Raw genomic sequence first — 14,045 nt, 5'->3', positions numbered from 1 at the left:
TGAGAAAAAATTGCTTTGTGACTATTCATAAAAAATTCATTTTTCTTATTGGGTTTTTAATTTTTTCAAAGTTATCTTTTCCAAAAATCAATACGCCAACTGCTAGAGCACAATATTTTAATTTATTTTTTGACCATGGCGTATTTATATAAAAGGTAGTAAAAGCTTGAGCTATTTCTTTTCTTGATAAAAAAAAGGAATTACCTAAAGTAATATAAAAATATTTTTCAGGATTCATAGCATGCTGTTCCAAGTATTTTTCTTTGAACCAATCAAAGTCTTTCGTTGTAACATCACTTAATCTTGCAACAAATAAATCTTTAGCGATTGCAGCACTATACAAAGACAAAATATTGTTATGGAAGTTTATTTTAGAGACACCTTGACTATGCTGACGATAGCAATAAAGCTTATCAGACAAATTTCCCATCTTATAGCCCATTAATGCCAATCGATAGAGCCAATCATAGTCTTCAGCTCCAATACGATTAAATGATTCATCAAACAAACCATGTTCTTGAATAATTCGTATCTTTGTAAGCACAGCGGAGCCGCAAAAAGGCGGATGAGGATTAACTTTGAATGATTTATATATGTTTTCATTCTCAATTGGATACTGAATGGATGAAACTATCTTTCCTTTATCTGACATAATATTAATCGCAGAGCCAACAACATCTAAGCTTTTTTCCTCTAGAAAAAAGACAAGCTTCTTAATTCTCTCGGGATCACTTAGATCATCCGCATCTTGAAATGTTAAATAATCCCCTGTAACCTTATCTTTAAGGAAATTAGACGTTTTAAGATAACCTAGGTTTTCATTATTCTTAAACAGTTTAATATTCATGTTAGGATGAATGAGAATAAACTCTTTAATAATTTGTAAGCTCTTATCATTGGAACAATCATCACATATTAAAATCTCTAAATTTTGATAAGTTTGATTTTCAAGAGAAATCAAAGTATTTAAAATAAAATTTTCTGCATTATATACAGGCATGATAACGGAAACTTTTTTTTCTAGGCACATTACTTTATCTCTAATAGTAATTAATTAATTTTTAATTAAAGTATTTATATATAACCTTACTGAATACAACTTACTTATTGTAGTGAAATTTAAATAAGCAATTTTAAACATAGGATGTCTAAACAGGTCAGGATTATTTAAATACATATGTCGATATTTATCTTGAACAACATCAGCATGTTTACTCATGGATTTTTTTTCTAGTAAATTAGGTAAAATAAATAAATATTTACTTAGCTGGAAAAAATAATTCTTTAACTGCTTATTAGCATTTAATTTAAATATACTTTGGCTTATTTCATCTAAAAATTTTAAATGATCATATAAAACTGTAATTTTAACAGCCTTACGAGTAGCAGAATTGTGGGATAAGTAATAGTTATAAAAAATTTTATCTATCTGCATAATAGTGTGAGCCTCAAAAATCGCAAGATGGGTAAATAGCAAATCCTCTGCATAAGCCATATTTTCATTAAAACGTAAATGATGTTGGTTAATAAAATCCAACTTATATAAATGAACCCACAATGATAATGGAGTTAAATTATTATTTCTTATAAAATCTATATTATTATTATAGACCGCAAATTTTTGGGGTACCCTAGTTCGTATATGCCCAGTATCATTTACATCTCTTACACCAAATTGAATAATATCTGGATTATGTTCCATAGCAAAAACCAATAACTGCTCAAAGGCTTCTTTTTCAAGATAATCATCACTATCTAAAAAGTAAATCCATTCGCCTTTAGCCATTTCAATGCCAAGATTTCTAGCTATACTAACGCCTTCATTATCCTTTTGAATTAATTCAATTCTATTATCTAATTTAGCAAATTCCTGACATATATATTTAGTATCATCATTACTACCATCATCAACAATAATAATTTGTAAATTTTTATAAGTTTGATTAATAACTGATTCTAGACATCTTCTTAAATAATTTTCAGTATTATAGACTGGAATAACAACACTAATTAATTCAGTATTCATATTTTCATTTTCTCACTTTAGAATTAATGTTAAATTTATTTACTATAAATTGTAAAACAGTTTTTTTAGAATTTTTTTCTAATCCTACTATAAATATAACTAATAATGTTAAGCTTGCTGTTATTACACCTAAGATAAGTAAATTTGAAAAATTTTGGTATTCAAAAAGCTCTAAATAAATTAATGTACGCATTAAAAATAAAAGAACAATACTGACTAAAATTAAGTTTAAGAGAACATAATTAATGAAACCTTTACTATCGAATTCTGGAATCAATTTTTTTGTTATTATCAAATTAACTATACCCGCTAGAAGAATTATTAAACTTTCAATGATAAAAGCCCAATAGTAATTAAAACCATATAAAAATAAAATATAAATAATAGGTACAGAAATTAAAATAACAGAACCAGTTATTAGACTGATACCTTTAATATTTCCTGTTGCATGTATCAAACTGTTCAATGGTAAAAATATACTATTAACTAATACCGAGAGTATCATTAAAATTGAAATAGGTTTGCTATATTTTGGAGGATGTACTAACCAAATTTTTAAAATATAGTCTATATTCATTAAAACTGGCGCACATAATAATAAAAGTAAGTAATAAGAATATTTAGAAGCATAAATTGTTAATTCATTCATTCTTCTTATATCATTTTCAGCGTAGCTTCTCATCAATTGAGGTCTAACTGCCATTAAAAAGCTTCCCGAAAAACTTCCTAAAGCTCCCATTATTTGATTACCAATTTGAATACTAGCAACCATAATTAAACCAAAAAAATTGTTCATTATAAGAGTAATACCATGAGTTTTCAAAATAACTGAAAAGTTTCCATATAAATCCCAGCTGACAAACTCAAAAATTTTCTTTAAGAATAACTTATCTATATCTCCTTTAAGTTTAGCCTCAATATATTGATTCCTAACTACTCTAACATATAAACATCTAGTAATTATGGTCGCTAACAATAAACCTAAAGAGTAATAAATTAATCTATTATCGGCAAAATAGATCAATAAGTAAGATACTAATAATTTAAAAAAAGTGTCAAAGATACTTATAAAAGCATATGCTTTGAAGTTTTCTTTAGCGATTAATAACGCCTCAAATGGAATAGTTATAATCAAAATAAATAATGATAATACAGATAAATGTAAAATTTTCTGAGCAGTATCAATTTTATTAATTGGCAAAATTATATAATGACTAATAGCTATACTTCCAATAATCTCTAAGATCAAACTAATAAATATAGCTATCCCTATATGTAAAAAAAATGAGGTTACGAAAAGACGTCGAACATGATCAACTTCATTCTTTACCATTGCAATGTTAAAAAAGCGATTAGTGGCAGTAGATAAGGCGGTTTGTATAAAACTAATTAATGCTACAATACCACCAACAGTACCGTATAAACCATAATCTTGTGCACCTAGATTATTTAGAACAAGTCTTGTTGTAAATAAACTGACTACTAAGGTAATTATTAATCGAAGGTATAAAGCAATTGTGTTCAAAGCTATTTTTTTATTAGACATAAAGCCTATTTTCCACCTAAAGATATTTTGATATTAAATAAAATTAGTCTTATAACCTTCGACATATTTTAAAAACTGTGATCTTAGCCAACTTGTATCTTTACTATTAACATTTTGCAGGGATACTTGCTCTACGATATTTGCAATCTCATCATAACTATAAAAATGCTCTTTTGCTTTCATAATGAGTGGATGCTGTGTGGTTTCGATATTATCCCCATCAATAATAAGCTCTTCATATAGCTTTTCACCCGGTCTTAGACCGGCAATCACTATTTCAATATCACCATTCGGATTATTTTGGTCTTTAACTTTAAGTCCACTTAAGCTAATCATACGCTTGGCCAAGTCCATAATCTTGACTGGCTCACCCATATCCAGCACAAATACCTCGCCGCCATGTGCCATTGCGCCTGCCTGAATTACAAGCTGAGCCGCTTCAGGAATCGTCATAAAATACCTTGTCACGTCTGGATGCGTCAAGGTGATAGGTCCGCCTGCGGCAATTTGTTTATTAAACAGCGGTACGACAGAACCTGATGAACCTAATACATTACCAAATCTTACCATACTGATAGTGGTTGTTGATTGGTCTGCAGCCATCGCTTGACACGCCAACTCTGCCATGCGTTTGGTAGCGCCCATGACATTGGTTGGTCGGACGGCTTTGTCAGTGGAGATGGCCACAAAAGTCTCTACGCCCGCACTGACTGCGCCTTTTAAAGTATTGTAAGTACCAACAAAATTATTGATTACACCCTCGTATTCGTTACTTTCGACGATAGGGACATGTTTATAAGCGGCTGCATGGTAGATGGTTTGAACCTTGTACTGGTTGCATAACAGTTCAATAAGTTTTTGATTGGTAACACTGCCTAGGTGCACATATAACGGCGTCACAGTCGGTAGTTGTCTTTCCTGCTGCATATTTTTAGCAAGTTTTTGTAGTTCACCATGTATGGCGTAAAGCGCATACTCTGACAGTTCAAATAATACCAAGGCTTTCGGTTGCTGCTTTAATATTTGCCGACATAACTCACTACCAATTGAACCGCCCGCCCCTGTGACCATGACAACTTTATCTTTGATATTTTTGGCAAGAAGCGATGTATCTGGTTTAACCGTATTTCGTTGTAACACATCTAGCACATCAACCGGTTTAATATCTGATAATTTAATTCGACCACTGGTGATTTCTTCCAAACTTGGAATTTCACTAATTTTAACTGGTACATTTTCTAATTGCTTAACAATATGCTCTTGGATATGACGCTGATGGCTAGGTAATACAAAAAATACATGATTAACTTCCAAGTCTGTTATTAAAGACTCAAGGTTATCTTTAGGGTAGACCTTAACCCCTAATACCCTAGCACCAATAAAGTTATCATTGACATCGATAATCCCAACTATTTTAAATTGGTGAGTTTGATGAAGCACATGCATCAAATCTTTGGTTATGTGACCCACACCGTAGATTAATACATTTTCTTTTTTTTGTGTGTAAAATTCAGGATGCAATGTTCTTGAAATAATAAATTGCAAAACAATTCGGCTATTCCATATCCATAAATAAAGCAAAAAAACATGGATAGCGGTCGCCGCTCTAGGAATATCAGGTGTTACCCCTAAAAAAATCAGTATTTGACTAATTAATAGATAACCTAACAAAACTACAAGCGCCCAGCGCATACTCTCATCTTGAAAAACTCGGATAACATGCGAGTAAAACTTAGTAACCGCTAAAAAGATAACAGGTAAAGCGCCAAGTAGCATAATTGACAAGATATTGGTATGAAAATCAAATTTTGCATACCTTAGGGCAATCGCTAAAATCAAAGTAATAATAGATGCAATATAATCTATCACAAACAGGCTCACCACTTTTAGCCAGCGAGGCTGCTCAATCGCATTGGATAGTACAGTAAAAGCTAAAGGCGCTTTAGTAGCGTTAGTTGTATTGCTCATATAAAACCTAATAGATGATAGGGCTATGATTCATCTTTATATCGTTAATCTTTTAATTTGTATTCATAACCATACTGATCATTGTACTTACCAATTATCGATTGTTTCGCATCATTGAAAATAATCCCTTCTACTTTTACATTCGCACGCTGTAATCTTTCAATTGAATAATTAATTTGTTTAACAGTTGATATATCGTAACGCGCCACAAATAAGACTGAATCAACCAATTGCCCTAACGATTGCGCATCTGAAGTACCCAACACTGGAGAGGTATCAATAATAATATAGTCATAGAACTGACAATAAAAATTGAGTAATGCTTTCATTTTTCTACCTAGGAGCAATTCTGAAGCGTGGCTATGTCCTTTGCCCCTAGGTACAAAATGCAGATTTTCATATAGCGTGGTTTGAATCATATAGCTGCTATTAGCAGCATCAATCGTATCATCAACCAAATAGTCAACCAGTCCATTGATATTTGGCAAATTAAATCGATCTTGCAGATGACCTAATCTAGTATCGGCGTCAATTAACAGTACACGTTTACCTGTCATTGCCATTGCCACTGCAAGGTTGGCTGAAATAAATGATTTACCAATACCAGGGCCTGCACCCGTCACTAACAACGTGTTGCCATCGGTTTTTGTTGCATTAAACAATAAATGAGTGCGAATGGACTTAAAGCCTTCACTAACAATACCTTCAGGTTCGATTTGCTCAACCAAGGGAATTTTAGTTGATTTACTTTTTAACAACCGCGTTAATCGAGGCGAATGAGGAATGACACCAATCACCGGAATATCTGTATTGTTCTCTAATTCTTCTAAATTTTTCACGCCTGCAAACAGCAATGATTTTAAGAATGCTAGCCCGATACCTAACATCAAGCCTAAAAGTGTCGCAATTAAGACAATTTGCGCTTTTTTTGGTGCAATAGGTTCATAGGTGTTAATAGGTAAATCTATGATGCGTACATTACCCAATTGTCCAGATTTGACAATTTGAAGCTGCTCATAGTTTTTAAGCATATTTAAATAAATTTCATTGCTAATCTTAACGTCACTCGATAACTCTAAAAACTGACGTTGAACTTCTGGAATACGTGTAATATTTTCCTGAAGTGAATTTTCCTTGTCTTTTAATTCCTGAATCTGCATATTTAATTGCTTTAATACAGGATATTCATCCGTATAGCGCTCGGATAATTCTGCTCGTTTTAGCTCAAGTTCACGAAGATTGGTTTCAATCTCAGATCTTACTTTGATAGCTAGTTCAGCTTCTTTATCAATATCAACTGTCGCATTTTGTTCACGAAAGTTATTAAATTTTGCTTCCGCTTCGGCAAGTTTTGTTTTTAATTTAGGTAGTTGCTCTTGCATAAATGCGAGGGTTTTAGTCGTTTCCGCGCTACTTTTATCAAGATTTTGCGTTTCATACATTTTTACGATGCGCGTTAAGGTATTAGTGATTTCATCTTGATTAGCGCCTGTAAGTGAAGCATCTAAAATGCCTGTTTGCTTGCCTTTCTCAGCCACTGCAAGTGTAGTACGTAAATTACTAATCGCTTTAGCGGGTGTAAGTTTACTTACATTGTAAGAGTAGCCAGGTGCTAATGAGGTCACTTGAATATCAATATTACCTGCGCTCGTTTTAAAACGCGATGCGGTTGCAACTTTACCCGTAAACTCTGTACCATCAGGAGAGATCAGTTTAAAATTTTGGCTGTCAATTGCTGTCAACACGAAATTCTTGTTTTGATAAGCTAATGGTACATTAAATTCAGCTATCCAAAGTCCCACCTTTAAGTTACCCACACCATTGTCTGTATGACTAACCAGAACACTTTTCTTGGTAAGTAATTTGTCTAAAAAACTGTCTTTAAGTTGATTGACAGTTAAATCTAAATGCAATTGATTTATAACAGGCCACAGAATCATGCGAGAATTAATGATTTCTACTTCCGTTTGTGCAGAACCATCTTGAGCGTTTAGAAGACCGGCAACATCCTCACCTAACGCAGAAACACCTGAGGATTTTTTGTCAACTTGAATTAATGAGTTGGTTTTATAAATTGGCGTTGCCGATTGGGCATAGTAAATACCGCCTAATAAACCAAGTAACAGCATTGATAAAATTAATTTCCAATGATTTAATAAGACCGCGATTAACGCTCTTAAATCAATTTCATCATCATTTACTTTCTGATCCATGCTTACTCACTTGATTCTAAACTACGATAAAATACATTTTAATTGTTACAGAATAAATAAATTTTTCTTATAATTTCGAAAAATTCGCTAGCTTTAGAAGTTAAGCTAATTTATCCTTCCAGCTTTCTACAGCTTTACTGAGCACTGCTCGACTTTCATAAAATCTTTCAATGGGTAGTTTATAAGGATCGGCTACATTTTCGTTTATCCAGTGACCAATCCGATATACTTTCCCACGTTGGCTTGAATAATTTTGTTTTATCCAACTCTCTTGATCTTTAGACATACAAAGTACTAAATCAAAGGTTTGCATCAATTCTTGGGTAAGCTGCTGGGCGCGATGACTACGCATATCAACATTCCATTCATCCATCACTTGAATGGCTTTTTCATCTGCCCCTTCGCCCACTAATGCGCTTAATCCCGCTGATTTAACGATTAGATTAGGGTGCTGTTTCTGTAATAGCGCTTCACCAATGGGGCTACGGCAGATATTACCAACGCATACCACTAAAATTTTTTTAAATGACATCGTTAATTTCCATTCGTTAAAAACTGCTAGCCACACTTGTAATTGAAGTTAATGGTAAGATTTGACTGATTACACGGTTCCAACGTGTCAGGCCTGTTGGGTCTACATACACGACATCACCCGGCTGCATTTTGAATCGATTTGCAACCGAAAAATTTGTAATGGATGTTAAATCAATATGATAGATATTTGACTCGTTTTGGTAGCTATTTTCTCTTAGTACGTATACCTTTTTGGCATTTGCAGAGGTAGGTACCATACCATTGGCTTCCCCAATCGCACTAATCAAACTTAACCCATTATCAGGAATCTGGATAGTACTCGGTTTGGTAAACTCACCCATTACGGTGACTTTATGATTGGTAATATCACCAACTTTGATAGTATCACCATTTCTCAAATATAGCGAGTTTGGGGAATAGCCGGCATTTTGTAGTGATTTAAAACCAAAGTTATAGCTTCTACCGTCGCGTATCAGCTGAATGTTATTGGTATCTGAGGTATTAATAGTACCGCCTGCCATACTGATTGCGGTATAGAGATTGACGGGCTGATCTGCAATGTCATATTGCCCAGGCGATTTTACTTGTCCATCAACATAGAACTTATTCCCACGATAGGAGATAACCCGTACTTGCGGATCTGGGTGTTTAAGATAACGAGATAAACGGCTAGCTATTTGGTTGGTAAGTTGTGAAACTGTTAAACCTTCCGCTTTCACTCGTCCTATCATGGGAAACTGCAAAAAACCACTTTGGTCAACTAGGTAGCCGTTGGCATAAATATTATTCCCTGTGGATTGCACGACAGGTGTGATTTCAGGATATGCTGGTAAGAATATTTCAACCACATCGCCTTTTGCAATTGTACTATAGGTTGCAGCGGATTTTGAGACAGGCGGAAATGAGATCGTTCTCGGCCCTAATAGATTAGGTACTGGAATGTTATTTGCGGTTAATTCGGTCACATTAAAACGAATGCCATTATCTGCTACAAATGACACGGGTTGGTCGGGTACTGTCGATTCAGGCAATTTACCAACATTCATACCGCTAGTAATCGCTGTTTTAGAGCTGCATCCAGCAAGTGAAAGTGCAAAGATGATAGGAGATAATTTTATAAGCTTTGCTAACATGTGACAATCTCGTAGAATAAAAGGCAAAATCTAACAGTATTAACCAATATGGTGCGTAATTGTAATAAAAGTTTAATGCTACCCGCTTGTAAATTTTGTAAATTTAAGTAAGCAAAATAGCCATCATGACCTATCACTTTATCATGTTAACTATTGAAAAAAGCGTTAACTCTTATTTTCAATAATGTTTAATCCATTATAGCATTATAGATTTGCTTGATAAACAATTAAAAATAATACCTTAATCATTCTTTTATAAAGCAATTTTAGTTTAAAAAAAAAGCTCCTGTAATTAGGAGCTTTAATTTGGTACCAGTGGTCGGACTCGAACCGACACGCTTTTAAAGGCAACGGATTTTGAATCCGTCGTGTCTACCAATTTCACCACACTGGCATAGATGGCTATAGCTTTTTAGTTCATCTGTAATCGGCTATGTGGGGTGGTATTTTAGCAACTTTATTTTTTTTTGCAACAACTTTTTCAATTATTTCTGTCTTGAACCAAAAAATACCTAAAAAATAATTTTTCAATAAAATCGATACGTTTTTAACACACTCACTTACTACTTTGTATAGTATTCTTGCCCGCCACTTAATCATAATATCGCTAAAAACTAGGGTTAAATTTGTTAATTTATGACTTTTAATCAACCTACCACAATCTTTTTTAACACAATGCTATGTATTATCACAGCATTAATGGCAGGTTGTAATTCATCAAATAACAATCAAAATTCAACGTCGGCCAATAACCAATCTACCAAAGAATCTACCAAAGCTATTTCAAAAAATGCGCCTGCTGCCCCTTCACCTAAAGTGATTCAGAATCTACATATAGCCGCTTTTTCTAATCTTCGTATGGTATTGCCTATCTTGGTATCAGATTTTAACCACAATTATCCGAATATAAAGATTCAAATTACCTTTGAGCCCAATGCTGCGCTGTATGATACGGTCAATGCCAATCCTCAAAGCTTTGATATTTATTTAGCGGGTAATCAGAGTTATCCAAAGCAAATGCTTGCCAGTATTAAGGGTGCTAAAGCAGCGCCCTTTACTTATACCCGGGGTCAGCTAGTGCTTTATAGCCATAAATACCCCATGGACATTAGCCCTACAACCACGCTGGATCAGTTGATGCTCGACAATAAACCCTTTAGTTTAGCGATAGCCAATCCAAAGAGTTTAGCTTATGGCGTGGCAGCAGAAGCCTGGTTGGTCAATCAAAATCTTTATAATAATATCAAGCCTAAGATTGTTTATACCAATACTCTAGATGAAACTTTTGCGTTAACGGATAGTGGAAAAGCAGATTTTGGATTTGTAAGTCTGTCTCAAGTATTGAATAAACCCAATGACAATGCCCTTCAAAATGTGAAGACGCTAACCAATAACTATTTAATACTACCTAAAGATAGTTATCCGCCAATTCTTCAAGATGGCATTATTTTGAACCACCCTGAAACCAGTCAAATTTTTGTGGATTATCTAAAATCAGCAAAAGCACAAGATGTTTTAACCGATGCGGGGTTTTTGCCGATTTGTACCGCCACCACCATCTTACCTGCTTGTAAATAAGTAATTGGGTTTTAACCATTTGCTACTTACAAACAGGTAATTAATTTGCAATCACTGATTTTAATTGATTAGCTAATGCTGCTAAGCGTTCATGATCGCCTTGACGCTCTTCATGCAAGCCAAGATGATAAATACTGCTTGGAATCAAATGAACGTGGTAATGAAATACCGATTGTCCTGCCTCTGCATTATTTAACTGCATCTGCACAATACCTTGGCGATTAAATACCTTGCGCTGCGCTGCCATGACTTTTTGCGCGGTGCTGAAAACTGCCGCAATGTAATCTGCTGGCATATCCGACAATTCAACGGCTTCACATTTTGGAATCACTAAAACATGCCCTTCTGCCATCGGCATGATATCCATAAAGGCAAGCGTTTTGTCATCTTCATAAACTTTATGGCTAGGAATCTCGCCACGAAGAATTTTGGCAAAAATATTTTGATTGTCATACTGCATTGATTACATTCCTTTTCTTATTTAAATCAGAATAAAAAACGAGGCTAAGAAATAAGTCCTAGCAATTACGCTAAGCAAAAAAATCTAATATGGTTTCATTCAAGATAAATTGTCGATCATCACCTAGCATAGTGACATCATAATTATGTACAAAGCTGACTGCTAATGCGCGACTAGGATCACACCAAGCCATAGACCCATTATAACCCATATGTCCAAATGCATCAGACACATCATGGAACACACTAAATACGCGATGATAACCGAGTCGCCATGCCATAACCGCTGGCATGATTTTGTCAAATTGCTCATTGTGAATGGTTGAAAGTGCCTTAAAAAGAGCAGAATTAATTAACGTTTTACCTTGCCAAACACCGCGATTTGCAAGCATTGCATATATTGTAGCCAACGCTACCGCACTAGCCACACCATTTGCGGCAGGAATTTTCGCCTGTAGCGTGATAGGGTGATAATAATTAAATTGTCTGCTACCGATGGGTACCAGTGCTGAATTATAATCTTCGATATTGATATTAGCAGGTTGAAAATACAGCGCATTAATGGCCTGCGTCGTCAAAGGACCGTCCGATTGAGACAATGTTAACCATGCTGGGTAAAAAGGGAGTGATTGATAAAATTGTAGCGTTGAGTCAGCATCTTGAGTGAGTAAAGGCTTGGCCTGAGTCTCTTTGGCACGTATTTGACTGGCAACCTTTTCAACTTTGTCTTTGGGTACCCCAACGTAAGCTTGACCGACCAAATCGAGCGGTTCCAATAAATAATATTCTAGGGCTTGCTGCAGCGGTAATTGCGTTACTTTTTCAATCAGCCCACCCAATACCCAGCCTGATACCAAGGCACTATAAGCCGCGCTAGAATCCGCATTGGAAGCCGCACTGGATTTGGTTGACTGATTAATAGGCTGCTTATTATTAGCTGAACTATTACCTGAACTATACGTATTAGTTGGACTATTTAGTGCCATTTGCTCGACATTACTGAGCATCAGTTGCCAATCTAGCATGTCTTTGGCATGTTCGGTAACACTGACAATATTAAATAATCCCGACTCGTGCGTTAGCATATCACGCAAAGTGACGCTATCTTTGCCATTTTGGGCAAAGGCTGGCCAATAACTGGCCAGGGTTTTGTCATATGCTAAAAGATTTTGACTCACTAAAATATGAATCAACGTAACCAGTATGCCCTTGCCTGTCGAAAAATTCAGCGACAATGTGGATGGCTGCCAAGGGGTAACTTGCTGGTTAGTCTTATCAACATTTGCGATACCGTGAGCCAATTGAGTGACCGCTTTACCTTGATGAAAAATGACCAGACTGCAGCCACCTACCTTTTGATTAAGATCAAATTGTGATAAGAGTTGTGCTAGGTTTTGATTAAGCACTTGATAATCCATTAAATCCTTCATTGCTTCAATAGCATCCTAAAAAATCCTGTGCTAAAAAACATTCTGCTAAAAAAATAGCTGCTTAACATTGAACCCTTATTGAAATTTTTCTGTCGCTTTTTTATCGCTATTATTTAGCCTGCGCTTGGGTGATTTTCCCAATCAAATTGGCTTTTGGTGTAGTGGCATCATACACACCAAAATCCACCTGCTCATCACGATTATCAAATTTTGCGATAAACTCCACTTCAGAGGGCAAAAAAATCGGCAATTTAAACGTCACATCACAGGTAAAGCTCTCTGGCAAATCACCCAATGAACCCAAGCATTTGGCTTTTGTCCACATACCATGGGCAATGGCTTTTGGAAAACCAAATGCCTTGGCAGATAAAGGATGCAAATGAATCAGATTAAAATCTCCAGAGATAAATGCATAGCGACGCCCAATATCTTCGGGAATTTCCCAAAATTCATGCATATCATTGTCATCAAGTGTGGGCTTGGCTTCTACTTGCGTCGTCGATGATTTTTGAGTCGTTTTTTGACGTTTTTGGCGTGATAAATACGTCGAAGTCCCTTCCCAAACCAGCTCATCTTTTTCAAAAACTTTAGTCACAAAATCAAATTGCTTACCACGATCATGGTCGCGCAGATTAGCAAAGCTCACCGCCATTTTAAAAATTGCACTATCTTTAATGCGCCGATATTGAGTAACACTGTTTTGAACATGAATCAAGCCGAGCATGGCAAAGGGAAATGGCTCTTTGACCATCATGTTCATCTGTAATGACTGCGACAGCACCGCAAAATACGTCGGGGGCACATAGCTATTGTTTTCAAAACCACAAATTCTGCGGTAATCGGCTAAGTTATCATGGTCTATTTCAAGCGTGTTCACGCTATAAGTAGCGTTGGGCAACACCGCATGGGCTGACTTGTCTTGGTCGCCAATGGGTAAAAAACTTTTGATAATATTGGCATAGGTGGTGTGCGGCTTTGGCAAACGACTAAAATTTTGGTCTGACATACAGACTGTCCTTACTTTTTTACTTTTTAAGCTTGAGCCAACAAATGGCTATTTGATTAGATAGTATTCGGGGTATATTCCATTACTTTTCATTACCATCAGATCTCAAAATCTGAGAACTTAGTTTATTATAATCGAATGTCACAATCTAA

General features: G+C 35.2%; 11 protein-coding genes and 1 tRNA gene. 1 reads left to right on the top strand and 11 read right to left on the bottom strand.

Going from position 1 to position 14,045, the window contains the following annotated elements; translation table 11 throughout:
• Positions 1–25 precede the first annotated feature (25 nt).
• The 8 genes from RTJ53_RS01530 to RTJ53_RS01495 all read right to left on the bottom strand — a co-directional run bounded on the left by RTJ53_RS01530 (position 26) and on the right by RTJ53_RS01495 (position 9,814).
• On the bottom strand, positions 26–1,030 hold the full coding sequence (locus RTJ53_RS01530; protein ID WP_312275537.1) for a glycosyltransferase family 2 protein: 1,005 nt from the start codon (positions 1,028–1,030) through the stop codon (positions 26–28).
• 24 nt (positions 1,031–1,054) lie between these two features.
• A complete protein-coding gene (locus RTJ53_RS01525) occupies positions 1,055–2,026 on the bottom strand; it encodes a glycosyltransferase family 2 protein (RefSeq protein ID WP_144917750.1) in 972 nt (323 codons plus the stop codon).
• A gap of 4 nt (positions 2,027–2,030) precedes the next feature.
• The gene (locus tag RTJ53_RS01520; protein ID WP_144917751.1) at positions 2,031–3,572 is read right to left on the bottom strand and encodes a lipopolysaccharide biosynthesis protein; all 1,542 of its coding nucleotides are present in this window, start codon (positions 3,570–3,572) and stop codon (positions 2,031–2,033) included.
• 33 nt (positions 3,573–3,605) lie between these two features.
• Positions 3,606–5,453 (bottom strand): polysaccharide biosynthesis protein, encoded by a 1,848-nt coding sequence (locus tag RTJ53_RS01515; RefSeq protein WP_312275536.1) that lies wholly within the window; start codon positions 5,451–5,453, stop codon positions 3,606–3,608.
• Between the two features lie 131 nt (positions 5,454–5,584).
• Positions 5,585–7,753 carry a polysaccharide biosynthesis tyrosine autokinase gene (locus RTJ53_RS01510; protein WP_312275535.1) on the bottom strand — a complete coding sequence of 723 codons (2,169 nt, stop codon included), beginning with the start codon at positions 7,751–7,753 and terminating at the stop codon, positions 5,585–5,587.
• 100 nt (positions 7,754–7,853) lie between these two features.
• On the bottom strand, positions 7,854–8,285 hold the full coding sequence (locus RTJ53_RS01505) for a low molecular weight protein-tyrosine-phosphatase (protein WP_312275534.1): 432 nt from the start codon (positions 8,283–8,285) through the stop codon (positions 7,854–7,856).
• Between the two features lie 16 nt (positions 8,286–8,301).
• Entirely contained in the window at positions 8,302–9,333 is a 1,032-nt protein-coding gene (locus tag RTJ53_RS01500) for a polysaccharide biosynthesis/export family protein (RefSeq protein WP_312275533.1), read from the bottom strand.
• A 394-nt stretch (positions 9,334–9,727) separates the two neighbouring features.
• Positions 9,728–9,814 (bottom strand) — tRNA-Leu (locus tag RTJ53_RS01495).
• A 242-nt stretch (positions 9,815–10,056) separates the two neighbouring features.
• On the opposite strand from RTJ53_RS01495, the gene modA reads away from it, so the two are divergent.
• Positions 10,057–10,998: a molybdate ABC transporter substrate-binding protein gene (gene modA / locus RTJ53_RS01490; protein ID WP_312275532.1), complete on the top strand. Its 942-nt coding sequence runs from the start codon at positions 10,057–10,059 to the stop codon at positions 10,996–10,998.
• A 40-nt stretch (positions 10,999–11,038) separates the two neighbouring features.
• Here the strand turns inward: modA and RTJ53_RS01485 are convergent, their stop codons facing one another.
• The 3 genes from RTJ53_RS01485 to RTJ53_RS01475 form a co-directional block, all read right to left on the bottom strand.
• On the bottom strand, positions 11,039–11,458 hold the full coding sequence (locus RTJ53_RS01485; protein ID WP_312275531.1) for an HIT family protein: 420 nt from the start codon (positions 11,456–11,458) through the stop codon (positions 11,039–11,041).
• Between the two features lie 70 nt (positions 11,459–11,528).
• The gene (locus RTJ53_RS01480) at positions 11,529–12,875 is read right to left on the bottom strand and encodes a serine hydrolase domain-containing protein (protein WP_312275530.1); all 1,347 of its coding nucleotides are present in this window, start codon (positions 12,873–12,875) and stop codon (positions 11,529–11,531) included.
• Positions 12,876–12,996: 121 nt separating this feature from the next.
• Positions 12,997–13,893 (bottom strand): MaoC family dehydratase, encoded by an 897-nt coding sequence (locus RTJ53_RS01475; RefSeq protein WP_312275529.1) that lies wholly within the window; start codon positions 13,891–13,893, stop codon positions 12,997–12,999.
• Between the last annotated feature and the right edge of the window lie 152 nt (positions 13,894–14,045).

The sequence above is a fragment of the Moraxella sp. CTOTU46711 genome (assembly GCF_031975715.1).
Lineage (GTDB): Bacteria > Pseudomonadota > Gammaproteobacteria > Pseudomonadales > Moraxellaceae > Faucicola.
The sequence above is the reverse complement of the archived record's forward strand: the minus strand, read 5'-3'. Positions and strand labels throughout refer to the sequence as shown.

Coding starts and splice junctions, on each gene's coding strand:
- RTJ53_RS01530 (WP_312275537.1), bottom strand. CDS start 1,030: ATGTGCCTAGAAAAAAAAGTTTCCGTTATCATGCCTGTATATAATGCA.
- RTJ53_RS01525 (WP_144917750.1), bottom strand. CDS start 2,026: ATGAATACTGAATTAATTAGTGTTGTTATTCCAGTCTATAATACTGAA.
- RTJ53_RS01520 (WP_144917751.1), bottom strand. CDS start 3,572: ATGTCTAATAAAAAAATAGCTTTGAACACAATTGCTTTATACCTTCGA.
- RTJ53_RS01510 (WP_312275535.1), bottom strand. CDS start 7,753: ATGGATCAGAAAGTAAATGATGATGAAATTGATTTAAGAGCGTTAATC.
- RTJ53_RS01505 (WP_312275534.1), bottom strand. CDS start 8,285: ATGTCATTTAAAAAAATTTTAGTGGTATGCGTTGGTAATATCTGCCGT.
- RTJ53_RS01500 (WP_312275533.1), bottom strand. CDS start 9,333: ATGAATGTTGGTAAATTGCCTGAATCGACAGTACCCGACCAACCCGTG.
- modA (WP_312275532.1), top strand. CDS start 10,057: ATGACTTTTAATCAACCTACCACAATCTTTTTTAACACAATGCTATGT.
- RTJ53_RS01485 (WP_312275531.1), bottom strand. CDS start 11,458: ATGCAGTATGACAATCAAAATATTTTTGCCAAAATTCTTCGTGGCGAG.
- RTJ53_RS01480 (WP_312275530.1), bottom strand. CDS start 12,875: ATGGATTATCAAGTGCTTAATCAAAACCTAGCACAACTCTTATCACAA.
- RTJ53_RS01475 (WP_312275529.1), bottom strand. CDS start 13,893: ATGTCAGACCAAAATTTTAGTCGTTTGCCAAAGCCGCACACCACCTAT.